General features: G+C 61.8%; 22 protein-coding genes. 7 read left to right on the top strand and 15 right to left on the bottom strand.

Going from position 1 to position 24,659, the window contains the following annotated elements; translation table 11 throughout:
• Nucleotide 1: 1 nt before the first annotated feature.
• From GOW56_RS18050 to GOW56_RS18025, 6 genes are all read right to left on the bottom strand, one after another.
• On the bottom strand, nt 2-1,231 hold the full coding sequence (locus GOW56_RS18050) for a DNA recombination protein RmuC (RefSeq protein WP_171117231.1): 1,230 nt from the start codon (nt 1,229-1,231) through the stop codon (nt 2-4).
• A gap of 52 nt (nt 1,232-1,283) precedes the next feature.
• On the bottom strand, nt 1,284-3,155 hold the full coding sequence (mutL, locus tag GOW56_RS18045) for a DNA mismatch repair endonuclease MutL (protein ID WP_171206742.1): 1,872 nt from the start codon (nt 3,153-3,155) through the stop codon (nt 1,284-1,286).
• Nucleotides 3,156-3,418: 263 nt separating this feature from the next.
• The gene (locus tag GOW56_RS18040) at nt 3,419-4,348 is read right to left on the bottom strand and encodes a metal ABC transporter permease (RefSeq protein ID WP_171206741.1); all 930 of its coding nucleotides are present in this window, start codon (nt 4,346-4,348) and stop codon (nt 3,419-3,421) included.
• Nucleotides 4,345-5,550, bottom strand: a complete 1,206-nt coding sequence (locus GOW56_RS18035; RefSeq protein ID WP_171206740.1) for a metal ABC transporter permease — start codon at nt 5,548-5,550, stop codon at nt 4,345-4,347. Before GOW56_RS18035 ends, GOW56_RS18040 begins: the two co-directional genes overlap by 4 nt.
• A 3-nt stretch (nt 5,551-5,553) precedes the next feature.
• Nucleotides 5,554-6,357, bottom strand: a complete 804-nt coding sequence (locus GOW56_RS18030) for a metal ABC transporter ATP-binding protein (RefSeq protein ID WP_171206739.1) — start codon at nt 6,355-6,357, stop codon at nt 5,554-5,556.
• Nucleotides 6,358-6,360: 3 nt separating this feature from the next.
• Nucleotides 6,361-7,314, bottom strand: a complete 954-nt coding sequence (locus GOW56_RS18025; protein ID WP_171206738.1) for a metal ABC transporter solute-binding protein, Zn/Mn family — start codon at nt 7,312-7,314, stop codon at nt 6,361-6,363.
• 201 nt (nt 7,315-7,515) lie between these two features.
• On the opposite strand from GOW56_RS18025, the gene deoC reads away from it, so the two are divergent.
• Genes deoC through GOW56_RS18010 form a run of 3 tightly spaced genes read left to right on the top strand, consistent with a single transcriptional unit; the run spans nt 7,516 to nt 11,693 of the window.
• Nucleotides 7,516-8,514 (top strand): deoxyribose-phosphate aldolase, encoded by a 999-nt coding sequence (gene deoC / locus GOW56_RS18020; protein WP_171206737.1) that lies wholly within the window; start codon nt 7,516-7,518, stop codon nt 8,512-8,514.
• A gap of 11 nt (nt 8,515-8,525) precedes the next feature.
• Nucleotides 8,526-10,859: an aldehyde dehydrogenase family protein gene (locus GOW56_RS18015; protein ID WP_171206736.1), complete on the top strand. Its 2,334-nt coding sequence runs from the start codon at nt 8,526-8,528 to the stop codon at nt 10,857-10,859.
• A 24-nt stretch (nt 10,860-10,883) separates the two neighbouring features.
• A complete protein-coding gene (locus GOW56_RS18010) occupies nt 10,884-11,693 on the top strand; it encodes an SDR family oxidoreductase (protein WP_171206735.1) in 810 nt (269 codons plus the stop codon).
• A gap of 22 nt (nt 11,694-11,715) precedes the next feature.
• Here GOW56_RS18010 and GOW56_RS18005 read toward each other — a convergent pair whose 3' ends face one another.
• From GOW56_RS18005 to GOW56_RS17975, 7 genes are all read right to left on the bottom strand, one after another.
• Nucleotides 11,716-13,026: a pitrilysin family protein gene (locus GOW56_RS18005; RefSeq protein ID WP_171206734.1), complete on the bottom strand. Its 1,311-nt coding sequence runs from the start codon at nt 13,024-13,026 to the stop codon at nt 11,716-11,718.
• A complete protein-coding gene (locus GOW56_RS18000; protein ID WP_171171965.1) occupies nt 13,023-14,363 on the bottom strand; it encodes a pitrilysin family protein in 1,341 nt (446 codons plus the stop codon). Before GOW56_RS18000 ends, GOW56_RS18005 begins: the two co-directional genes overlap by 4 nt.
• 81 nt (nt 14,364-14,444) lie before the next feature.
• Nucleotides 14,445-14,960, bottom strand: coding sequence for a DUF3035 domain-containing protein (locus tag GOW56_RS17995; protein ID WP_152459364.1), 516 nt, complete (start codon nt 14,958-14,960; stop codon nt 14,445-14,447).
• A gap of 50 nt (nt 14,961-15,010) precedes the next feature.
• Nucleotides 15,011-15,487, bottom strand: a complete 477-nt coding sequence (gene lspA / locus GOW56_RS17990) for a signal peptidase II (protein WP_171171967.1) — start codon at nt 15,485-15,487, stop codon at nt 15,011-15,013.
• Nucleotides 15,487-17,076, bottom strand: a complete 1,590-nt coding sequence (purH, locus tag GOW56_RS17985) for a bifunctional phosphoribosylaminoimidazolecarboxamide formyltransferase/IMP cyclohydrolase (protein ID WP_171206733.1) — start codon at nt 17,074-17,076, stop codon at nt 15,487-15,489. The genes lspA and purH overlap by 1 nt, the downstream gene beginning before the upstream one ends.
• Nucleotides 17,077-17,098: 22 nt before the next feature.
• Nucleotides 17,099-18,838, bottom strand: a complete 1,740-nt coding sequence (locus GOW56_RS17980; RefSeq protein ID WP_171206732.1) for a heparinase II/III family protein — start codon at nt 18,836-18,838, stop codon at nt 17,099-17,101.
• Between the two features lie 90 nt (nt 18,839-18,928).
• Nucleotides 18,929-20,188, bottom strand: a complete 1,260-nt coding sequence (locus tag GOW56_RS17975; RefSeq protein WP_171206731.1) for an RsmB/NOP family class I SAM-dependent RNA methyltransferase — start codon at nt 20,186-20,188, stop codon at nt 18,929-18,931.
• An 88-nt stretch (nt 20,189-20,276) separates the two neighbouring features.
• On the opposite strand from GOW56_RS17975, the gene GOW56_RS17970 reads away from it, so the two are divergent.
• Nucleotides 20,277-20,459 carry a DUF1674 domain-containing protein gene (locus GOW56_RS17970; RefSeq protein WP_171117198.1) on the top strand — a complete coding sequence of 61 codons (183 nt, stop codon included), beginning with the start codon at nt 20,277-20,279 and terminating at the stop codon, nt 20,457-20,459.
• Nucleotides 20,460-20,463: 4 nt separating this feature from the next.
• Here the strand turns inward: GOW56_RS17970 and GOW56_RS17965 are convergent, their stop codons facing one another.
• The gene (locus tag GOW56_RS17965) at nt 20,464-21,318 is read right to left on the bottom strand and encodes a LysR family transcriptional regulator (RefSeq protein ID WP_171206730.1); all 855 of its coding nucleotides are present in this window, start codon (nt 21,316-21,318) and stop codon (nt 20,464-20,466) included.
• Between the two features lie 99 nt (nt 21,319-21,417).
• Between GOW56_RS17965 and GOW56_RS17960 the strand changes: the two genes are divergently transcribed.
• The 3 genes from GOW56_RS17960 to GOW56_RS17950 are packed head-to-tail and all read left to right on the top strand — an operon-like array spanning nt 21,418 to nt 23,806.
• Nucleotides 21,418-22,554, top strand: a complete 1,137-nt coding sequence (locus tag GOW56_RS17960; RefSeq protein ID WP_171206729.1) for a TauD/TfdA family dioxygenase — start codon at nt 21,418-21,420, stop codon at nt 22,552-22,554.
• Complete coding sequence (locus tag GOW56_RS17955; RefSeq protein WP_171117191.1) at nt 22,551-23,141, top strand: HD domain-containing protein; 591 nt, start codon at nt 22,551-22,553, stop codon at nt 23,139-23,141. The genes GOW56_RS17960 and GOW56_RS17955 overlap by 4 nt, the downstream gene beginning before the upstream one ends.
• A complete protein-coding gene (locus GOW56_RS17950; protein ID WP_171206728.1) occupies nt 23,138-23,806 on the top strand; it encodes an ureidoglycolate lyase in 669 nt (222 codons plus the stop codon). Before GOW56_RS17955 ends, GOW56_RS17950 begins: the two co-directional genes overlap by 4 nt.
• On the opposite strand, the gene GOW56_RS17945 is transcribed toward GOW56_RS17950, so the two are convergent.
• On the bottom strand, nt 23,793-24,476 hold the full coding sequence (locus GOW56_RS17945; RefSeq protein WP_171206727.1) for a DUF2306 domain-containing protein: 684 nt from the start codon (nt 24,474-24,476) through the stop codon (nt 23,793-23,795). The genes GOW56_RS17950 and GOW56_RS17945 overlap by 14 nt on opposite strands.
• Nucleotides 24,477-24,659 lie beyond the last annotated feature (183 nt).

Raw genomic sequence — 24,659 nt, 5'->3', positions numbered from 1 at the left:
TTCAACCTTCGTGTCGAGCAAGAGGTACAACGCCGTTTTCGGCCTTGGTCTCGATTTCTTCAAAGTCGAAATTGTCCAAACGCTGCGCACGTCGGCCAGCCTTTTCGGCGCTGATCTTGATTTCCGAGATATCCTTGGCCGCCTGCCCGAAATGACGGTCCAGGTTCGAGACGCGATCACCCAGGCGGTCCACATCCTTGTGCAGCAACCCCAACTCTTTGCGGATCGCTCCGGCCTGTTCGCGCATACGCGCGTCTTTCAGGATAGCCCGCATGGTATTCAACGTGGCCATGCACGTCGTCGGGGACACGATCCAGACCCGCGCGGCGAACCCTTCACGCACGACGTCGGGCAGACGCGCGTGCAGCTCGGCGTAAATCGCCTCGGAAGGTACGAACATCAAGGCACCGTCCGCGGTTTCCCCGTCCAGAATGTACTTTTCGGAAATCGCCTTTATATGCACTTTCACCGCAGCGCCGAAGGCCCGCAAGCATCTCTCGACATCCGCCTTCGTCTGCGCAGCGGCCAGCGCCTCGAAATCCTCCAAAGGGAACTTTGCGTCGATCACAATCGGTCCCGGCGGGTTCGGCAAGTGAATCAGGCAATCCGCCCGCCTGCCGTTCGACAACGTGGCCTGCAACGAATAACTGTCAGCGGGCAGCGCCTTGGACACGATATCGTTCAGCTGGATTTCACCGAACATCCCGCGCCTTTGCTTGTTTGACAGGATATCCTGCAAAGACAGCACATCGCCTGACAGTTTGGTGATATTGTCCTGTGCCTTGTCGATGGCGGCCAGACGTTCCTGCAATTGGGTCAGCGAGGTCGCCGTCTGTTTCGACGAGCCATGCAACGTTTCTTTCATCCGTTCCTGCATCTCGGCCAGCGCACGCGCCGATTTCATCGCATTATCCGCCAGCCGGTCATTCATCTGTTGCTGGACTGAAGCCAAACGCGCCTCGACCGTCTGAATCACCTGCATCTGCGCGTTGGCCTGAGTGTCCGAGACATGCTGAAGACCGCCGCGCAACTGTTCCTGCCCCTGGCCCAGTTGCTGAACATGCTGACCCAGATGCGCCATCTGCCGCGCCAAAGGTTCCGCCATCCGGGCCGAGCGGTTGGCCGCCCGCAACGACAGAAACAGCAGCAGCAGAATCAACGCCACCACGCCACCCCCGACCAGTATGACAGGGTCATTCAATGCATATTGGGTGCCTGCAATCTCGATCATCATAACTCGCGTGTTCTTGTTTTATTCTTCATAGCCCCGCCGGGCCGCAGGATCAACTGCGCCCGAACAGGCGTTCGATGTCGCTGAGTTTCAGTTCCACATAGGTGGGCCGCCCATGGTTGCACTGGCCGGAATGCGGCGTCGCCTCCATTTCACGCAGCAGGGCATTCATCTCTTCGGCGCGCATCCGACGACCGGATCGGATCGACCCATGGCAGGCCACCCGGCTGAGGATCGCCTCGATCCTTGCCTGCACCATCTGGCTTTCCCCTTGATCGGCGAGTTCATCCAGGATGTCGAGGATCATCGCGCGCGCATCGACTTCACCCAGAATGGCGGGGGTTTCGCGTACGGCAATGGCGCTTCCGCCGAAGGGCTCGATGGTCAGGCCAAGGCGCGTCAAGTCATCTGCGACGGCCATCAGGCGGGCGCAATCCCCGTCGGACAATTCCACGATTTCCGGAATCAGCAGGGCCTGCGCCGCGACGCCATTCTCGGCCATCTGCGTTTTCAGCTTTTCATAAACCAGCCGTTCATGTGCAGCATGTTGATCTACGATCACCATGCCATCGGCGGTCTGGGAAATGATGTAATTCTCGTGCACCTGTCCGCGGGCTGCACCAAGCGGCAGATCCTGCGCCTGAGGCTGCTCCTGCACCTGCACCTCGGCGACCTGCGCAACCGGGGTCGGCTCGACAATGCTGCCGCTGTAGTCGTTGGCCAGCTCGGCAAAACCCGGAGCCTGCGCGCGATACGCCGCCGTGCGCGCGGCAGGCGACGGGCGATCCATCTGGTAAACCCGTGCCGGAGCAGACGGTGCGGGTTCCGGCCGCATCGCGCCCAGCGTCGCATTCGCCACGGTCGAGGATGCCCTGTGCCCGGCTTCCGCCAAAGCATGGCGCAGACTGGACACGATCAGCCCCCGCGCGACACCGGGATCCCGGAACCGAACCTCGGATTTCGCGGGGTGGACGTTCACGTCAACCAGCGTGGGGTCGCAGTCGATGAACAACGCCGCAGCCGGGTGGCGGTCGCGGCTCAGGAAATCGAAATAGGCCGCCCGCAGCGCGCCGGTCAGCATCTTGTCGCGCACGGGGCGTCCATTGACGAAAAGATACTGTGCCACGGCGGCCCCCCGCGAGTAGGTCGGCAGGGCGCCATAGCCGTAAAGCCGGATGCCATCACGCGAGGCATCAATCTGCAAAGCGTTTTCTGCGAATTCGCGCCCGATCACGCGGGCCAGTCGGGCGTGGAGCGCATCAAACAGATCTCCGTTCTCGCGATCCGCACGGAAGGTCACGCGACCCTCGCCGCCGCCGGATACATCCCGCAGGGCGAATGTCACGGAAGGTTCGGCCATGGCCAGCCGTTTCACAATATCGGTGATCGCCTGCCCCTCGGCCCGATCCGTGCGCATGAATTTCAGGCGGGCCGGTGTGGCGTAGAACAGATCGCGCAGCTCGACCACAGTCCCCGCGCGCAGGGCGGCGGGTTTGACCGTATCCATCTTGCCACCCGCGACGTGAACCTGCGCCGCATCCGCGCCGGGAACACGGCTGGTTATGGTCAGACGCCCAACAGCACCCAAGGATGGCAGCGCCTCGCCCCGAAAGCCGAAAGTGTGGATGTTCAGCAGGTCAGAACCGTCAATCTTTGACGTGGCATGGCGGGACAGCGCCAGCGGCAGATCTTCCGCCGCGATACCGCAGCCATCATCCGTGACCCGGATCAGGGTCTTGCCGCCATCCGCGATATCGATGGCGATCCGCGTGGCCCCGGCATCGATTGCATTCTCGACCAGTTCCTTGACCGCCGAGGCCGGTCGTTCCACCACCTCACCAGCCGCGATGCGGTTGATTGCGGCATCGTCGAGCTGCCTAATTACGGGGCGTTCTTCGCCGATATTGGGGTTTGCCTGCGCCATACCCCTACACCTAGCATAGTCGCGCACGATTCTGCCACCGGTTTGAACCGCACATTCTAAAGGAGAGGGGGCGCCCGGGTATCCGCGAACAAGAACTCATTCAGGATCACCCGGACGTGCCAAGTGAGTGGTGTGTTTCAGCTAATTTATGAGACCGCATGTATCACGCACCTGTCGGAAAATCTGCTTAAGATTCTCAGGCTCAGTTTCTTGGCAGAGATTGGCCGATGACGTGTGGGCATGTGTGGCGGGAAAATGCCTGATCAGGCAGATATGCGCGCGCCGATCCTGCCCCGGCAGGGTCCGAACATCGCTGCCGCCGCAAGAATCAGGCCTGACATCGTGGCGATCATACCCGCCGCGCTGACGGCATCCGCGCCGCCCAGCCACAGAGGGCCATAACCTGCCAGCACATAGCCCGAAACCGCCGAGGCGATGGCGAACACAACGCTCCAGGCAATCTGCGCTTCCAGCCGGTTGGTCAACATCCGCGCCGCGGCAGGCGGGCAGATGAACATGGCGATCACGATGATCGAGCCCACCGCGTCAAAGGCCGCCACCGCCGCAATTGCCGCGGTGATGACCAGTGCCAAGCCGAGAACGCCGGTGCGAATGCCAATGGTCCGGGCAAAGCCTTCGTCGAAGGTAGAGATCTTCAGCGGCCGCCAGAAAAGCCAGGTGAACAAAGACACACCGACCAGTGTCAGCGCTATGCGGGGTAATTCCGGAGGCAACCCGGACAGCGCCTCTGTGTCCAGCAAGGACGACCATCCGGTGGCGTCCAGCCAGATCAGGCTTTCGAGATTGCCGTAAAGCGCATGTTCCACATCCAGATGCACCGTCGACGTATCCGTCTGCTCAAGCAGCAGGACGCCCGCGGCGAACATGGTGGTAAAGACCACGCCCATGGCGGCCCCGGGTTCGATCTGACCCAATCGGCGAATGGCTTCGATCAGCACCACGGCCACAACGGCAGCGCCCGCCGCGCCCAGCATCATGGGCCAGGTCGATATCGCCCCGGTGATCAGAAATGCCACGACGATTCCCGGCAGCACCACATGGCTGATCGCGTCTCCGATCAATGCCTGTTTGCGCAACACCAGAAAATTACCCGGCAACGCGCAGGCAATGGCCGCGAATGTACCGATCAGCAACGGTGTCAGAGACAGGGGGACAAATTCTTCACCACTCATAACGCCACCCCCATTGGCCCGCCGATGCGACGGTCTATCTCGGCGATCTGATCGCGGGTCAGGACGGTTTCGATGTCCCGCAACCCGTCATAAAGCGCAGCCGTTGCCTCATGCGCCTGATCTGCGCGCACGATTTCCCAGCGCTTTTCGTCCCGCAACGCCTTGGCCGCGCGGGCTTTGCCGATGTCGGTCGCGACGCCGTCCGCGCGCACCAGCCCAGCGCGGCGCAGCAAGCGCAGGGTCAGGGGCTCATAGATCTTTTGCCCCTGCGCCAAGGCCAAGAGACCCTGACGAATATGCACCCGACGCTGAAAGCGCAAATGGCGCAGCACCGCCGCCAAAACGCCACGTATCGGCGCCAGAAACAAAGACACGACAAAAAAGGCAAAGCTGACCAGAACGATAATCGGCCCCGTCGGAAGGTTTGGCGCCGAGGCCGAAATGGCCGCGCCAATGTACCCCGCCAACCCGCCGGCCAATCCCGCAAGCAGAACCACATGGTCCGAGCGTTCGGACCAGAACCGCGCGGTCACGGCGGGAATGATCAGCAAAGCCACGATCAGAATCAGACCCACGATTTTCAGGCCAACCACGGTCACGGCCATGACCAAACCCATCATGGCCAGATCAATCCTGTGCACCGGCAAACCGCGGGCCGCAGCATATTCAGGATCGAAGGCCACAAGAATCATCGGGCGACGAATGATCATGACCAGCAGCAGCGTCGCAGCGCCGCCGACCGCAATGATCATCGCATCAGCCCAGAGCATCCCGGCAGTGGACCCCAAAAGGAAGCCTTCCAGCCCGGCCTGACGGCCTACGCCCATCGTCTGTATGACCGTCAGCAACACGATGCCAAAGCCGAAGAAGACCGACAGGACCGCTCCGATGGCGGCATCTTCGGCCAAACGCGTGTGACGCGTCAGCCAGTTCATGCAGAGAAGGCCGATCCAGGCCGAGACGGCCGATCCTGCCAACAGGCCCAGCAGGTTGCGCCCGTCTCCTCCCAGTGCGACCAATACCATGAAAGCCAGACAGACGCCCGGCAGGGTTGCGTGGCTGATTGCGTCACTGACCAAGGCGCGCTTGCGCAGAAACAGAAACGTCCCCGTCACACCGGCAGACACACCCAGCAAGGTTGCACCGATGGCGACCAGCGTGGCGTTGTAGCCAAGTTGCAGGGTCAAAGCATCCCAAAGCATGCGTTACCCCAGCGCGCGCGATATCTGGTCGATCTGCGCGGTTGCCAGTCGACCGCCATATGCTGATTGCAACGTTTCCGCCGTGAAGGCCTCGGCCACTGGTCCCTCGGCCACCTTGCGGGTGTTGATCAGGAAGACATGGTCGAAATAATCGGTCACGGTCGCAAGGTCGTGATGCACAACGACAACCGTCTTGCCCGCCTCTTTCAGGGATTTCAGCACCGAGATGATGGCTTTCTCGGTGGCGGCATCGACGCCTGCAAAAGGTTCGTCCAGAAGATACAGATCCGCGCCCTGCGCCAGCGCGCGCGCCAGAAAGACACGTTGCTGCTGCCCGCCGGACAGCTGCCCGATCTGGCGATCCGCGAAATCCCGCATTCCCACGCGGTGCAAACAATCTATCGCGCACGCCTTGTGGCGGGCACGCACACGGCCCAGCAAGCCAAGTTCGCGCGACAGGCCCATCAGAACCACGTCGATGACGCGCGTGGGAAAATCCCAATCCACGCTGGCACGCTGAGGAACATAGGCAATGCGCGCGCGCTGCGTGTCCAATGGCTGGTCAAACACGGTCACTTGACCTGACAAAGGGGAAACGATGCCAAGCGCCGCCTTGAGCAATGTGGATTTCCCGGCCCCGTTCGGCCCGATGATCGCGGTCATCGCCCCGGGCTGTACGGTCATGTCGACTGAAAACACCGCAGGTTTCTGCCCGTAGGAAACCGTCAGGCCGCGCAGGGCAAGGGGGCTGTCGGCCAACCCCGTCTCACCGACGGTTACGCCTTCATTGCTGATCAGGCCCAGCATCGATCAAAACCCCGCCGACAGTTTTCCATCCATGCCACGATCTGGCACATCGCCACCCAAAGCACTGGCAATGACCGTGATGTTATGGTCCAGCATACCAAGATAGGTGCCTTCATAGGTTCCTTCTTCACCCATGGCGTCCGAGAACAACTCGCCCCCCACGTGCACCTCATGACCCTTGGCGGCCGCGCCCTCGATCAGCGCGCGGATCGAACGATCCGAGACCGAGCTTTCGACGAAAACAGCCGTGATCTTGCGGTCAACCAGCAGATCTACCAATTCGCCTATCCGGTTCAGTCCCGCCTCGGACTGGGTCGAGATGCCCTGAATTCCCAGAACCTCGAACCCGAAGCTTTCACCAAAATAACCAAAGGCATCATGGGCGGTCACAAGAACCTTGTTGTTGTCCGGAACAGACGCCAGAACTTGATCTGCATAGGCTGTCAGGCGATCGATATCTGCCAGATGTGCCTGCGCATTCGCTGCAAAAACTTCGGCCGCCTCAGGACGCACCTCGGTGAGGGCTGCCTGCACTTCAAGCACCACGTCCCGCCACAATTCGGGCGTCATCCAAACATGCGGATCATATTTGTCGGCGTAATCGTCATGCGCGCGCAGCGTCGACGTGTCGATACCTTCGGCAACTGCAACCACGGTCCGCTTGCGTTCAAGGTCATGGAAGAAATCTTCCATCTGCGCTTCGAGGTACAAACCATGCCACAGGATCAGATCCGCACGCGTCATCGCCACGATATCGCTGCGGGTCTGACGATAGGCATGCGGGTCGACGCCCGGCCCCATCAGCCCCTTGACGTCCACCTGATCACCACCGACCTGACGGGCCGCGTCAGCAATCATGCCCGTCGTGGCCACAACCTTGAGGGGTGCATCGGCCCAGGCCGTGACCGGCAGGGAAAAGGCCAGCACCAATACCGCAAGAAAATTCCGGCGAATCATCTTCTACCTCAGTTTTTGCTTCTCGTTCGAACTGAATATGAGAACCATTCGCAAGTAAGTCAACGCTAATGCGAATTATTCGCAAGAAAGCGGTTACATTTTGTCCATTTGGTCAAAAATTATCCAAACATTGCCCACCTGCATCTTCCATTCCCCGGTCTCCCGTGCGATTTTGGCGCAAACCTCCCAAAGGACGTGACAATGGATACGCAGAGCTCAGAAAGCCCCGTGCGCACCGCGCATCTGCCGCAAGTGACCGAGCCCCGAAATCCAGGCATGGATCTGGACCTGGACTGGGTGCGCGCCGTGCAGGCCAACACCTCGGCCATTGAACGCCGCGCCGCGACCCTGCCCGGGCGCCGGTCGGTCAAGAAAGAGCATCAGGCCGCGTGGCTGCTGAAGGCGATCACCATGATCGACCTGACCACCCTTTCGGGCGATGATACCGAGGGCCGCGTGCGCCGCCTGTGCGCCAAGGCCCGCCAGCCCGTGTCACCTGACCTGCTGAAAGCGCTGGACATGCCGCCGATTACCACCGGCGCGGTCTGTGTCTATCACGACATGATCGAAACGGCGGTGGATGCGCTGACAGGCACCGGCATTCCGGTCGCGGCCGTGTCCACCGGCTTTCCGGCGGGTCTGTCGCCCTTTCACCTGCGCGTGGCCGAGATCGAGGAAAGCGTAAAGGCCGGGGCCGAGGAGATCGACATCGTGATCTCGCGCCGCCATGTGCTGAAGGGCGACTGGCAGGCGCTCTATGACGAGATGAAGGCGTTTCGCGCCGCCTGCGGCGATGCGCATGTAAAGGCCATCCTCGCCACCGGCGAGCTGGGCAGCCTGCGCAACGTGGCGCGCGCCTCGCTGGTCTGCATGATGGCGGGGGCGGATTTCATCAAGACCTCGACCGGCAAGGAAAGCGTCAACGCCACCCTGCCCGTGTCGCTGGTGATGATCCGGGCGATCCGTGACTATTTCGACCGCACCGGCTATCGCGTGGGCTACAAGCCCGCGGGCGGGATTTCCAAGGCCAAGGATGCGCTGGTCTACCTGTCGCTGATCAAGGATGAGCTGGGCGACCGCTGGCTGCAACCCGACCTGTTCCGGTTCGGCGCGTCGTCGTTGCTGGGCGATATCGAACGGCAGTTGGAACATTTCGTCACCGGGGCATACTCGGCCGGATACCGGCACCCGATGGGCTGAGGACAGGAACAATGACAGTCAAAGAGATTTTCGAGACCATGGAATACGGACCCGCCCCGGAAAGTGCCGCCGAAGCCCTGGCATGGCTGGTCGATCAGGGCGACAAGTTCGGCCATTTCATCGACGGGGCCTTCACCAAGCCCGGCCAAGGGTTTGAAAGCCGCAACCCGGCCACGGGCGAGGTTCTGGCCAAGCTGACCCAAGCCACACAGGCCGATGTGGACGCCGCCGTTGCCGCCGCCCGCAAGGCCCAGCCCAAATGGGAAAAGCTGGGCGGCCCCGCCCGCGCCCGATACCTCTATGCCATCGCGCGGCTGATCCAGAAGCATGCCCGCCTGTTCGCGGTGCTGGAAACGCTGGACAACGGCAAGCCGATCCGGGAATCGCGCGACATCGACATTCCGCTGGTGCAGCGGCATTTCTACTATCACGCGGGCATGGCCCAGCTGATGGAAACCGAGCTGCCCGACGCACAGGCGCTGGGGGTCTGCGGCCAGATCATCCCGTGGAACTTCCCGCTGCTGATGCTGGCGTGGAAGGTGGCCCCGGCGCTGGCCATGGGCAACACGGTGGTTCTGAAGCCCGCCGAATACACCTCGCTGACGGCGCTGCTGTTTGCCGATATCTGCATGCAGGCCGGTCTGCCCAAGGGCGTGGTCAACATCGTCACCGGCGACGGTGCAGTGGGTGAGATGATCGTGGCCTCGGACGTGGACAAGATCGCCTTTACCGGCTCGACCGTAGTGGGCCGCCGCATCCGCGAGGCCACCGCCGGGTCTGGCAAGGCCCTGACGCTCGAGCTGGGCGGCAAGTCGCCCTATATCGTCTTTGATGACGCCGACATCGATTCAGCCATCGAAGGTCTGGTCGATGCGATCTGGTTCAACCAGGGCCAGGTCTGCTGCGCGGGCTCGCGCCTGTTGGTGCAGGAAGGCATCGCCGAACGGTTCTATGCCAAGCTGCGCGCCCGCATGGACACGCTGCGCATCGGCAACCCGCTGGACAAATGCATCGACGTAGGTGCCGTGGTGGATCCGGTTCAGTTGCAGACGATCACTTCCATGGTCGACAGCAATACGGTGGGTCATGTGCATCAGGCTGCCTGCGAATTGCCCGCAAATGGCTGCTACTACCCCCCGACGCTGATCACCGGGCTCGAAACCTCGGACCCGCTGATGCAAGAGGAGATATTCGGCCCGGTTCTGGTCTCGTCGACCTTCCGCACCCCGGCCGAGGCGATCGAGCTGGCCAACAACACCCGCTATGGGCTGGCGGCCACGGTCTGGACCGAAAACGTCAACCTTGCGCTGGACATCGCGCCCAAGCTGGTCGCGGGCGTGGTCTGGGTCAATGCCACCAACCTGTTCGACGCGGCCGCGGGCTTTGGCGGCGTGCGCGAAAGCGGCTTTGGCCGTGAAGGCGGCTGGGAAGGGCTGAGCGCCTATACAAAACCCAAGGGCAAGGCCAAGCCGCTGGCGAAAATCGAACCTGTCGCGGGCGAAGGTGGCCCGGTCGACCCGATCGACCGCACCGCCAAGTTGTATGTCGGCGGCAAGCAGGCACGGCCCGATGGCGGCTATTCCCGCGCGGTCTGGGGCAAGGCGGGGCTGCTGGGCCATGTGGGTCTCGCCAACCGCAAGGACGTGCGCAACGCTGTCGAGGCCGCGGCGGGGGCCAAGGGCTGGTCCAAGACCACCGGCCATCTGCGGGCGCAGATCCTGTACTATATCGGCGAGAACCTCTCGGCCCGTTCCGACGAGTTCGCGCATCGCATCGACGCGATGACCGGCCGCAAGGACGGCGCGAAAGAGGTCGACGCCGCAATCCAGCGCCTGTTCACCGCCGCCGCCTGGGCCGACAAGTATGACGGCCAGGTGCATGGCGTTCCGATCCGGGGCGTGGCGATTGCGATGAAGGAACCGGTGGGCGTGATCGGCGCGCTTTGCGCGGATGAGGCGCCGCTGCTGGGTCTGGTCTCGGCCATGGCGCCGGCGATCGCGATGGGCAACCGGACAGTTCTGGTGGCGTCCGAGCCCTATCCGCTGGCGGCCACCGATTTCTATCAGGTGCTGGACACCTCGGACGTGCCCGCAGGCGTGGTCAACATCCTGACCGGCAGCCACGCGGAACTGGCCAAACCGCTGGCCTCGCACCTGAACGTGGACGCGGTCTGGTCGTTCTCATCGACGGACCTGTCGGCGCAGATCGAGGTCGTCTCGGCCGGGAACCTGAAACGGACCTGGGTGAATAACGCGACGGCATTCGATTGGGGCATGGACCATTCCCGCCGCTTCCTTCAGGCTTCGACCGAAGTGAAAAACATCTGGGTGCCCTACGGCGAGTAGGGCTCCCCTTCAAGGGAGGCCTACATGGATTTTTCGGGAAAAACCGTCATCGTCATCGGTGGCACCAGTGGCATCAACCGGGGCATCGCCGAGGCCTTCGCGGCCTCGGGCGCGAAACTGGCCGTGGCCAGCCGCTCGCAGGACAAGGTGGATGACACCGTCGCTGCGCTGAAGGCGGCAGGCGCGGCCGAGGCGATCGGCGCGGCCTTTGACGTGCGCGACGCCGATGCGGTCGCCGAGGGGCTGAAACAGTTCCAAGCGGCGCTCGGCGATTTCGACGTGCTGGTTTCGGGGGCGGCGGGCAACTTCCCGGCGCTGATGGCCGAGATGTCGGCCAACGCCTTCCGCACCGTTGTCGAAATCGACCTGATGGGCACCGTGCATGTTCTGAAAGGCGCCTATCCCTATCTGAAACGGCCCGGCGGCAACATCATCAACATCTCGGCCCCGCAATCCTATCTGCCCTACGAGGGCCAGGCCCATGTCTGTGCCGCCAAGGCGGGCGTCGATCAGATCACTCGTACCCTGTCGATGGAATGGGGTGTGGAAGGCATCCGGGTGAACTCGGTGGTGCCGGGCTTCATCGAGGGCACCGAAGGCGCGAAACGGCTGGCCCCCGCCCCCGACGCGGGCGAGCAGCTGCGCAGGGACGTGCCGCTGGGCCGCTGGGGTACGCCGCAAGACGTGGCCAATGCCTGCCTGTTTCTGGCCTCGGACATGGCCAGCTATATCAGCGGTACGGTTCTGGCAGTGGACGGGGCGTTGTATCAGCGCGGCTCGGGCCAGTTCGGCCAGATGATGGGAGACATGCTGCGCAGCATGAAAAAGGGGTAAGCCGCAGCTTACCCCAAAAGGTTCAGTTCGTTGTTTCCAGGCCCACCGGCTTGCCAACGACGACAAAGTGCAGACCGTCCGGGTCAAGCAGTTCGGCAGCAACGCGGTTCACATCTTCCAATGTCACCGCGTTCACCTTGTCATTGCGGGTGGCGATATAGTCAATCGGCAGGCCTTCCATCTGCATTCCGACCATGATCGAGGCAATCTGACCATTGCCATCGAACCGCAGCGGATAGGCGCCGGTCAGATAGGTCTTGGCGTCGTCAAGTTCCTCTTGCGTCACACCCTCGGTGGCCGCGCGCGCCCATTCATCGCGAATTACGTCGATGGCTTCGGCGATACGGTCATTGGCCGAGGACACGGACCCAAGATAGACCGAAGCCAGATCCTTGGGCACCAGATAGGTCCCGACCCCATAGGTCAGGCCACGCTTTTCGCGCACCTCCTGCATCAGCCGGCTCTCAAACCCACCACCGCCAAGAATATGGTTCAGAACAAAGGCCGCAAAGAAATCCGGGTCATCCCGATCAATCCCGGCCTGACCGAACAAGGCCACGGACTGTGGTGTGTCGAATTCGACAACGCTGACGCCGCCGGGAATGTTCACCTCGGCCTTGCCCGGGATGGGCTTGCCGGTGTCCGGCAAGTCGCCAAGCAGGTTATCAAGCAGGATACCCAGCTCCTCTGCCGTGATATCGCCGACGGCCCCCACGTACAGACGATCCTTGGCGAACACGCCTTCGTAAGCCGCGACCACGTCATCGCGGGTCAGGGCCGAGACACTTTCGATGGTGCCTTTCCCTTCGGATCCATAGGGGTGATCGCCGTAGGCCATCTGCGCAAAGGTGAGGCCTGCGATTTCGTTCGGGTCAGTCTGGTCCGAGCGCAGGCCTGACAGAACCTGCGCGCGCACCCGGTCAACCGCATCCTGATCAAAACGCGGTTCGTGGATCGTCGTGCGCAGCAAATCGACCACTTCATCCCGGTTTTCAGACAGGAAACGCGCGGAAATCGAAACTGAATCGTCGCCGGCATTGTATCGGAACGAAGCCGCCAGAGCCTCCAGCTCGCGGGCATAGGTCCGCGCATCCAGGTCGCCCGCGCCTTCTTCGATCAGCCCGCTCATCAAGTTGACCGCGCCGCGTTTGTCGGGGTCGTCCAGTGACGTACCACCACGGAACCGCAACTCCAACGCGGTGAACGGTATGGAATGATCCTCGACCAGCCAGGCTTTGATGCCACCGGGCGAGGTCACTTCTTCGATCTGAATCTCGGCCAAAACCGGCAGGGCGACCAGACAGGCAATCAGCGTAGCAATAAACCGTTTCATTGCGTCACCTCGTCATCGCGCATCAGCCAGCCGGTGACCGACGCCTCGGGTTGCAGAACTTCGCGGGCCGCGGCGATGATCTCATCCCCGGTCACGGCCTGAAGGATCTCGGGCCAGGCCTGTACATCTTCGACCGTCAGGCCGCTGGTCAGGGCCCGGCCATATCGGTTACCGATGCCGTCCACGTTGTCGCGCGCATAGGTCTGGGCGGCGCGCAGCTGCATCTTGATGCGCTCAAGATCGTCTTCGTTCACACCTTCGGCGATGAAGTCGGCCACGGCCTGGTCCATGGCGTCTTCGGCCTCTTGCAGGGAAACACCCTCGGCCGGAACGACGATCAGATCAAAGGTCGTGTCATCCAACGAAACACCGCGATAGAACGCACCTGCATAGACGGCCTTTCGCTGATCAAACTGCAACTTTTCGTTCAGGTAAGACGTCGTGCTGCCGCCCAGCAACTCGGCCAGCAGAAACAGAGCCGCCGCTTTTTCCTGTTCGCCCGGATCGCGTTCCGGGGCCAGATAGCTGCGCTGAACGTAAGGCTGGGCGACGCGCGGGTCCTTGAAGGTCAGGCGACGTTCGGCCGTTTGCGGCGGCTCTTGGGACCGAACCCGCTCGGGCAGGTCCGGGTTGGCGGGAATCACACCGTAATACTGATCGGCAAGCGCGCGGACTTCAGCGGCATCGACATCACCTGTGACCACCAGAATGGCGTTGTTGGGCGCATAATGGGTCTGGTAGAACGACAGCGCGTCCTCCATGTCCAGATCCTCCATCTCGTGCATCCAGCCGATGATCGGCACGCCGTAGCGGTGGTTCAGATACTGGGCCGCACTCATCTGTTCGCCGAACAGGGCGCGCGGGTTGTTTTCGGTGCGCTGGTTGCGTTCCTCGAGAATCACGTCCCGTTCGGTCAGAATGTCCTCTTCGCTCAGCCGAAGGTTCCGCATCCGGTCGGATTCCATCCGCATCATCAGCTCTAGCCTGTCGGCGGCGACACGCTGAAAATAGGCTGTATAGTCATACGAAGTGAAGGCGTTGTCGTTACCTCCATTGGCAGCGACGGTGGCAGAGAACTCTCCCGGGGCCAGCGTGTCGGTGCCTTTGAACAGCAGGTGTTCCAGGAAATGCGCCACGCCGGATGATCCGATCGGCTCATCAGCGGATCCGGCCCGGTACCAGACCATATGCTGCACGACCGGGGCACGGTGGTCTTCGACCACGACGACATCCATGCCGTTGTCCAATGTGAATGTGGTGACCGCTTCTTTCCCGTCCTCGGCAAATACCGGGGCGGCCGCGATCAGGGCAGCCGACAAGGCCAGGGCCCGAACCATAGGGCATCCTCCGTTTCGTTTCTGGTATTCAAACTACGGTGACGCGGCCCGGGTTCAAGCCCGATGACGGAAAGTTAAGAATTATTCACCCGGCGGCGAAGAAGGAGTTTCGATGCCGGCCCGACGGGCGGCTTCTGTTTCCGCGAACGGATCGATCGATTGTTTTTCGTAAACCTGACCATAGCGGTCGACCGGGAACAGACGCAGACCGGTCCAGCGCCCCCGGCGCTTGCGGAACGCGGCGTCATCAGCCTCGACCACCTGCCGCGCATCGGGGGAAACACCATAGCGGCTGGAGGCCGTGACAAGCGCTGCATCCGAGGATGGCACAGCCGCGTTCGGGTTCAGCGCAGCAGCATTTCCGCCCAGCGCAGCCACCGCATCGGCATTTGGGTTCGGATCCGTCAGATTCGCGCCACCCGGCGTGGGTGCAGGCAAGAAGGCATAGTCCTGAGGTTGGGTCAGCGGCTTGACCGGCAGCACCGAAAACTCATCCGGCCCCGGGCCCGGAGCCTCCAGATCCCGCAGGCCGGGATTCGAACACGCCGCAACCGCAGCGGCAACAGTCAAAACAAATAGGGCGCGCGGCATCCGCATTGGTGTCTCCAGCCTGTTTCAGGCGCTTTTATCGCATATCATTCCGCGCGTCACGAGGCCTTTTTGCCGTCAAACAGCACCAGCCCGATGGCTCCTGCAAATATGAAGACATCTGCGAGGTTGAAAACAAACGGATTGTTGATACCGCAACAGGACATGTTCAGGAAATCCAGAACAAAGCCGTAAAGAACCCGATCCACCACATTCGCCAGCGCACCGCCGATCAGCAGGCCGCCACAAAACAGCATCAGACCTGAATGGGCTGAACGGCTGAGCCAGACAAGCACGCCGACACAGATCGCCACGGAAACACCGATCAGAATCCAGCGCGCAGCCTCCGAATTTCCTTGGAAAAGGCCGAAATTGATGCCCCGGTTCTCGCCGTATTTGAACACCAGCAGCGGCGGTACAACATCAATGCCGCCGGGTTGATCGGCCACGCGCATGACATGAACGACCAGATATTTACTGATCTGGTCGATCGCAAAGGCGGCCAGCGCCGCCCAGAGAAGCAGGCGTGACCGCATCAGTGACGGAAATGGCGCATGCCGGTAAAGACCATGGCCAGGCCGGCCTCATCCGCGGCGGCGATGACTTCGTCATCCCGCATGGACCCACCCGGTTGGATCACACAGGTTGCGCCAGCCTCGGCCGCTTCCATCAGGCCGTCAGGGAAGGGGAAAAACGCGTCCGACGCAACCGCCGAACCGATGGTCAGCGGTTGGGCCAAGCCCAGCGCGTCAGCCATGCGTTCGGCTTTCTTGGCAGCGATCAGGGCCGAGTCCACACGGCTCATCTGGCCCGCGCCAACGCCGACGGTGGCGCCGTCTTTGACATAGACGATGGCGTTGGACTTGACGTGCTTTGCCACTTTCCAGGCAAACAAAAGGTCACGCATCTGTTCGTCGGTCGGGGCCTTCTTGGTCACGACTTTCAGATCATCCAAGCCGACAATGCCATTGTCCTTGTCCTGCACCAGCAACCCGCCGGCCACCTGACGCACGGTTTTCCCGCCGGCGGTCACATCCGGCAGAGCGTCGGTTGTCAGCAGGCGCAGGTTTTTCTTGGCGGCAAAGATTGCCTTGGCCTCATCCGATGCGCCCGGAGCGATCACGACTTCGGTGAAAATCCCGGTGATCTCCTGCGCGGTCTCGGCGTCCAGGGGCTGATTCAACGCCACGATCCCGCCAAAGGCCGAGGTGCGGTCGCAGTCGAAGGCAGCCTTGTAGGCCTCAAGCAGGGTTGCACCCTTGGCCACACCGCAGGGGTTGGCGTGCTTGATGATGGCACAGGCGGCGCCCTCGGTGGGGTCAAACTCGGCCACCAGTTCAAAGGCCGCATCCGTGTCATTGATGTTGTTGTAGCTCAGTTCCTTGCCCTGATGCTGGATCGCGGTCGCTACACCGGGCCGATTGGTGCCGTCGGTGTAGAACGCAGCCTGCTGATGGCTGTTCTCGCCATAGCGCAAGGTTTGTTTCAATTCACCGGCAAAGGCGCGGCGCTTCGGGGCTTCAAGCTCCAGCGCATCGGCCAGCCAGTTGGACACTGCCGTGTCATAGGCAGCCGTACGGGCATAGGCTTTCTGCGCCAGCTTGCGGCGGAATTTCGGACAGGTCGCGCCGTCGTGCTGATCCATATCGCCCAGCAGTTTTTCGTAATCTTCAACATCCACGACCACATTTACGAACGCATGGTTCTTGGCCGCCGCGCGGATCATCGCCGGACCGCCGATGTCGATATTCTCGACGCACTCATCGTAACCTGCGCCTTTGGCCACGGTTGCTTCAAACGGATACAGGTTCACAACCAACAGATCGATTGCACCGATGCCGTGTTCGTTCATGGCTGCAACATGGGTGTCGTTGTCGCGCAGGGCCAGCAGCCCGCCATGCACCATCGGGTGCAGGGTCTTGACCCGGCCATCCATCATCTCGGGGAAACCGGTGATCTCGCTGACATCCTTCACCACAAGCCCTGCATCGCGCAGCGCCTTGGCCGTGCCGCCGGTCGACAGCAGTTCGACCCCGCGCTCGGCCAGCGCCTTGCCCAGCTCGATCAGCCCGGTTTTGTCGGATACGGAAAGCAACGCGCGGCGCACGGGGTGAAGATCGGTCATGGGTCCAAAGGTCCTTTTGGCGTCAGTCTAACTCGGGCTCGTCCCGATGCGTATCGCGCACGGCATAGGCTGTGTCCTGTGCCTTGCTCAGAGTCCACCGGGTGCGCGTCGCATACTCCATTGCGCGCCCGGATAGAACGATCTGTTTTGTCGCGCGTGGCTTCAAACGCCCTTTTTCAAGGTAAACGCTTGGCTCGACGGACAATTTTCCAACGCCGTCATGGCGGAAAACCCAGATTTCACCGCTTTTGAGCGCCATCGATACCGCCGCACCGCCCAAATCCAGCGCCGCATCGACATCCGGATGCAGGTGAAACCGGATGTCATAGCCAATGCCTTTGAGGCCCGAAGCGTCCATCGCCTTGTCAAATTGACGCTTTGCCTTGTCGGTCGCAGTCAGCAGAATATCCTCGACCGTCAGCTCGCGCCCGTCAAATCGCAACTCAAAGGTCCGCGCATGGGTCAGACCAAAGACCTTTGCGTATCCATCGTGCCCCGCCATAAAGCGGATCCCCTCGAACGCATCCTCGAAATCAACGGGCACCTCCTGTGGTGCGTCCACCAGCGCCTGCGCTTCACGCCCCGGCACCGGGTTGGCCAGCCGGGCGCTTGAGAATCCATCCAGGCAAAGCGTCGAGTGCGACGGCGTCGCCCGTCCTGCGCGGCGCCATTCCAGCCCGAAACTGGCCCCCGACCCGCAATTCACGATCAGCGGCCGCCGCCCCGAGGTCAACTCGAACGCCAGAGTAGAAGCATGCGCATTGTAAGAGGCCGCCCCCGACGGCGGTATGCTGGCATCCACGATCACCGTGGTGCGTGCAGCCGACAGACGGGCATAGCCCATCGGCAATTCGGTGGCCGCCTTGTGTTTGACGCCGCTTTGGGCAAGGGCCTGTTCCAGTCGCCCCTCGACACCGCGCCCGCCACCATGAAACCGCGCCAACGCCCCATCCGCGTGGCGCAGGCTGCGCAAGGTCGGCGCGATCCGTTTGATCGCATTGGCCTGGGCGGCAGGCGTCCCGCGACCAAGATCATTCAGCGCCGCCGAAGTCCAGCTGAGCAGCGTGAACACCTCGAGCAATTCTTCCGGGTTGCGGGTTGGAATTCCGCCCTGCGCATCCACCTGACGGTCGCATTCCCCGGCCAGGGCGCGCAGGGCCGGGTCGGCCATCCGCTCCAGCCCCTCCAGCGCCAGCCCGGCCTGTACCAGTCCGGCCAGCGCCTCGAACCGGGGCAGTCCCGGGGTTGCGGCATACCAGCGTTTGGACAGGAACCATGTTTGCTGGGCCAGCGAGCGGAAAAACAATTTGCTTTGTTTTTCATCCGCCCCTCGCAGCAGAAAAAGCGCATGGTTGATCCAGCGCATCACCCGACGTCCGGTCAGATCAGGCGCCCAGCCGGGCCCTTGCCCGCGGCCATGAGATTCGATCCATCCCCAGACCCAGCGCTGCGCCTTTTCCCGCGCACGCATGTCTCCGACCGCGGCCAGATCATCCAGCCACGCAAAGCCGTGACGTTCTTCGTCAAAGCCGGCACTGGGGGCGGTGACGTCCCAAAGCCCGGTATCTTCGGCCTCGACCAGATAGCCGGCGAACAACAGATTTCCGGCAACCAGTTGCCGGCCACGTGCGAACGAACCCACCGAGCGCGGATCCGGTTGCGCAACAAACCCTGTGACCGCCTTTTGCCGCTGGCTCAGGCGCGCGTAGAAACGGTTCTGAAACCGCATCCACCGACTGGCCATGGTGTCTGATTTCGACATGACGCGTGTTACTCTGCCCCTTGCGCTCTGCTGGCGCTTGAGACCCAACGATAGACCGCGCCGATCGTCAAGTCATCGAAAAGCGTGCGTTCAGACGGTTTTGGTCAGACACGCGATATAGAACCCGTCCATACCACCCCGATCCGGCCAATAATCCGGTCGCAATCGCAAGCCGCCTTCCTCGGTGATCCAATCCGTTTCGACACCGGGTACGTTCAGCGCGTCGCGATCCACGCTCATGTCCGAATACATGTCAAGCGCCTCTTCCACCTGAACTTCCCCCTCGTCCGGCAGCAGGGAACAGGTGCAATAGACCAGGCGCCCACCGGGTTTGAGCAAGCCCCACGCATGGGCCAACATGCGCGACTGGAGCTCGATCAGGCCGCCGAATTCCGAACCGTCCTTGGCAAACGGCAAGTCAGGATGCCTGCGAATCGTACCCGTGGCCGAGCACGGCGCGTCCAGCAGGATCGCGTCGTACCGGTCTTCGTGTTCCAGCGCATCGCCCACGATGACCTTCGCCCTAAGGCCGGTCCTTGCAAGGTTCTCGCGCACCCGTTCCATCCGTGAGTCCGATACGTCTAGTGCCGTGACATCAGCCCCTGCGGCCGCAAGCTGCATCGTTTTCCCACCCGGCGCCGCACACAGATCCAGAACTTTCTGGCCCGCCTTCGGGGCCAGAATGCGAACCGGCAATGCGGCTGCCGCATCCTGCACCCACCAGTCTCCGGCCTTGTACCCCGGCAGGGTCGAGACCTGACCCGCATCGTGCAACCGCACCGACCCGGTCGGAAGGATCTCGCCTGAAGGGCCTTCCGCCCCGGGTTTCAAGGTAAGGTCCAGTGGCGCACCCGCGAAATGTGCCTGCTCGATTCCGGTTACGGCATCCGTGCCCCACGCTGCGATCAGCGGTTCACGCAACCAGTCCGGCAAACGCGGAACGCGCATCTTCGGCCACGCCTCGGGGCCTTCTACCGCAACCTTGCGCAGAACGGCATTCACCAACCCCTTGAGGCGACCATGCTTGCGCGAACGGCTGACGATCTCGACCATGGAATTGACGACGCCATGGGCGGCTTCGCCGTTGCAAAGCTCGACCGCACCCAGTCTCAGCGCGTTGTGGACCGTCAGAGCGGGTGTTCGGTTCAGGTGGTTGGCCAGCAGGCGGTCGGCCCGTTCCAGCCCACGCAGTGTTTCCAACGCCAGTCGCTGGGCACGCGCGCGATCCTCGGGTTCCAAGCGATCCACTGCGCCCGCCGCCAGACACTCGGCCAGCAGGCGACCTTCACCCAGAACCTGATCCAGAAGATAGATTGCGCTGCGCCGTGCTGCTGTCGCGCTGTTAGACATGGTACCGCCTTCATGTGACCTGCGTCCGCATTGCCAATGGCGGACGCGGGCGTATATCAAGACTGCGCACGGAAAGGAACCCGATGTCATGAGTGACGACCGCAAAGACTTGCCCCCCGCCGCCCAGCGCGCCCTGGCCGAAGCGGAAGAACGCCGCCGCAAAGCCAAAGCCCAGGCCCGGGAATTGCCGAAAGAACTGGGTGGCCGGGACGGACCGGACCCGGCCCGTTACGGTGACTGGGAAAAGAAGGGCATCGCCATCGATTTCTGAACGGTCAACCACGCAGCGCATTCAGGAAATCCTCGATCAGGGCACGCTGTTTTCTGGACTGCGCCCGGTCTTCAGGCCAGGTCAGCCAGTACCCGTCTTTGGTGTGCAATACGGGTAAATCCAGCCGTCGCAACCGCCCCTCTTGCAGGTCGGCAAGGGCCAACGGAACCGATCCCAACACCACACCCATGCCGCGCCGCGCAGCCGAAATCGCATGTTCCATCGAATCAAAGCTGATTTTTGATTGCGGCAGGTCCAGCTGGCCGTTTTTCTGGCTCCATTCTCTCCAGCCGGGGCGTTCTCCGCGCAGGTCAATCAATGGAGCGCCCCAGTCGACACCCGGCGGCGCCATGGGGGCAAGGACCTCAGGCGCGATCAGGTCGGCATCACGCCCGGCCCAGATGCCCCGACCATATCGGATTTGCAGCCAGGTTCGTTCTTCGTCCAAAGACGACCGGCGCGCGACCGAGTCGGTCATCACCCGAACCTCTGGCTGCATCTCGTGAAACCGGGTCAGCGCAGGCAGAACCAGTGCGTGGATGTTCGACGACAAGCCGGCCACGCGCAGCTCGCGCGGGGATTTGCCAAACAGGTCCTCGGTATTGCGCTCCAGCGCGCGAAGGCTGTCCTGCACCAAGGGCAGATAGCTTTCACCTTCGACCGTCAGTGACACGCCCCGCGCCTCGCGCACGAACAAGGATCGGCCCAGCCAGGCTTCGAGGTTGCCGATCCGCTGGCTGACAGCGGCCTGCGTCAGCCCGAACTCCTTGGCTGCTGCCGAGAACCCACCAAGACGCCCAGCGGCCTCGAACACGCGCAGCCAGTCCAGTGGCGGTAGCCCGATCCTTTTCTTAGCCATTAGATTTTCCAAGCCTCAGCCGAAATAAGGATTAATTGTCGTAATGCCATGAAAAGCGTATCTGCTCAACCAAAGCTCGCGCCGAACAGGAGACCCCAAATGCTGCGCACCGCCACCCATGACACTTCGGTCGTCACCGTCGCGTTCGACACAGGAACGCAAGCCCGCTTTCACGCCGTCTGGTTGCGCGACAACGCGCTGGACCCGGAAACCCGCGCCCCGGGCAACGGCCAGCGGCTGATCACCATCGGCGATATACCTGCTGACATCTCGGTCAGTTCAGCCGAGGTTGTCGCGGGCGGCCTTCAGGTCACGTTCCAGCCCGAAGACAAAACCGTTACCTTCCCGGCCGAATGGCTGGCCGAACACAACTATGATTGCGAACGGGACGATACGCTGGGCCGCACCGGCCCCGGCATCATCACCTGGGAAGGCGGGATCGCCGCACCCTCTGGCGACTGGAACGAGGTTCATGCCAGCCCTGCGGCCAAACGCAACTGGTTGGTGTCTGTAGCAAGTTACGGCTTTGCCAAGCTGACGGGCGGGCCAACCGAACCAGAGTCGCTTTTGAAAGTGGCCGACCTGTTCGGCTATGTCCGCGAAACCAACTATGGCCCTTATTTCGAGGTTCGGACGGAAGTGAACCCGACCAACCTCGCCTATACCGGGCTTGGCTTGCAGGCCCACACCGACAACCCCTATCGCGACCCTGTGCCGACGCTGCAAATCCTCTATTGTCTGGAAAACAGCGCCGAAGGGGGCGACTCGATCGTGGTCGACGGCTTTCGCGCTGCCGAAAAGCTGCGTGCGCAGAACCCCGAAGGTTTTGCGCTGCTGGCAGGCTACCCGGCGCGGTTTGAATACAAGGGGTCAGACGGAGTCTGCCTGCGGTCCCGCCGTCCGATGATCGAATTGTCGCCGGATGGCGAACTGGTTGGCATCCGCTTCAACAACCGTTCCTCAGCGCCATTCGTGGACGTGCCTTTCGACAGGATGGAAGCCTATTACGCGGCTTACCGCCAACTGGGCGAGATCATCGACGACCCGGCCATGGGCGTGTCGTTCAAACTGGAGCCGGGCGAAAGCTTCATCGTCGACAACACCCGTGTCCTGCATGCACGGCTGGGCTATTCCGGCACGGGGTCACGCTGGTTGCAGGGATGCTATGCCGACAAGGACGGGTTGCTGTCCACACTGGCGGCGATGGAGATGACGCAGCCGGAGGCGGCGGAATGAAGCCCGATTTCTCGACCCTGAACCGGGACAATATCGTCGCCTTCATCGGGGATATCTTCGAACGCCGCGGCGGTGAGGAATATCTTGGAGAACCCGTCACCATGGCCCAGCACATGCTGCAAGGCGCCACCATCGCCGAACAGAACGGCCAGCCTGAAGAGATCATCGTCGGCGCCTTGTTGCATGATATCGGCCATTTCACATCCGAGTTCGGGACCTACCACCCCGATGATACCGAAGATCGCCACCACGAAGATGCGGGTGCTGAGGTGCTGGAACAGTTCTTCCCTTCGGTCATCACCGATTGCTGTCGATATCACGTGGCCGCCAAACGGTATCTCTGCGCCACCAAGCCCGAATATTTCAACCGCCTCTCTGCCGCCTCGGTCCATACCCTGGAACTGCAAGGCGGCCCGATGAGCGCCGAAGAAGTCGCCGCCTTCGAGTCCAATCCGAACCTGAAAGAGATCATTCAGGTCCGGTATCTGGATGAGGCCGGCAAACGGGCGGACATGGAGACACCGGATTTCGCCCATTTCGCACCTATGGTGCAGCGCATGGTCGACAAGCACCTGGGGGCATCATGACTGCACCCGAGTACATCTTCGAGGCCAGTTCCAAGCCATCCCTGCCGTGGCACGAGGTTCCCCTGATCCGGGCGACGGACAGCACGGTCAGGGGGTACGGCTGTTTGGTCGGCGACCCCGAAACCTTTGAAATCGAGATCGTACGCTGGCCGCAGCAGGGCTGGCGACCGATTGACGACGGCACGGGTGACGAAGGCGGCTGGGTTGAAGGCACGTTCAAATGCGATTGGCAGGGTGACGTGCTTTACGGTGAGAACGAGGCGGTCAAAGGCCATTACGTGCTGGGTTGGTCCGCCGACCCTCAGCAGGCGCAAACCGACCGACAAACGGCCCCGCGGAATCAGGTGTTGCTGTGGCATATGAACTATCACCCCGATGGCGGCCAGATGTTCTGGCCGCTGGACAACAAGCCCTTCATCGTGCCTGCTGCCCTGCCCGGCGACGACCTGACCCCTGAGAAAGTGGTGGCATTCTGGTGCGACGGGTCAAAGGGGCTCTATATCCATCCCGGCATCTGGCATGAAGGGATTTTCCCGGTTGAAGACAACCAGCGTTTTCTGGATCGTCAGGGCCGGGTCCACGCGCGGGTCAGCGCCGATATCGGCAAAGAGTTCGGCGTTTATCTGGCCTGCCCGCTGCGGGCGGACAAAGTCAGGGATTTGTGACCAACGCCCCCTGATGCCTCGGGCGCCGGTGTGCAATCCAGATCTGCAAGGCCAGCAGATAAGGCACAAAGAACGCGAAATTCTGCACCAGATCAAAAGGGCCCGAGAAATCGGGCTCTGACCCCACCCCTCCGGTCAGCAGATACCAAAGCGTATAGTGGACGCGGTAAAGCCACGACCCCAACGCCAGCCAGAACAGCCGCAATCCCCATGCCCAATGGCCTGCGCGATCCCCTTCCAAAGCCCTGCGCGCCACCATCAGCGCAGCCGTGAAAAGACACAGCCCGTACAGAAAAAAGGCGGCAGACATCAGCGGCCCACCGATGGTTCCGCGCAGGGGAATATAGCTCATGCCCGCCAGCCCGGTGATCCATGCCAGCACTACCAGACAGGCTCCCATCATGCGGTGAAATCGATTGTACTTGAGCCGCAACCCCTTCAACAGTTGAAGCGGGACGAGTGCGACCAAAAAAGTTCCTGCCAGAATGTGCACCAACATCGCGGCATTGCCGAAATTCGCGCCATCAGCGAACAAATAGCTGTGCCGGGCGGCGTCCTGCGAAAACCCAACGCCGATCGTGTCGAACCCGTGCATCACAAAGGGCAGCAGAGTCAGATAGAACGCTGCCAGCAATAGCCCGATAGCCACACGAGAATTCAGGGTTTGCATACTTGGACCTTAGCGCCCCAAGACAAAGCGTCTACCGCGTAAAACCCAGCAAATCCTCTGAACGTAGATGGAATCATCTTAAAACCGCCAGATTCGAGTGGACTAAATTGGAACAGGGTAAAAAAGTACCTCGGGAAAGCCTGTTTTTGCTCTTGTCAAAACGCAACTGTTGCACTGCGAAAG

This window comes from Ruegeria sp. HKCCA0235A, assembly GCF_013033235.1.
Lineage (GTDB): Bacteria > Pseudomonadota > Alphaproteobacteria > Rhodobacterales > Rhodobacteraceae > Ruegeria.
The sequence above is the reverse complement of the archived record's forward strand: the minus strand, read 5'-3'. Positions and strand labels throughout refer to the sequence as shown.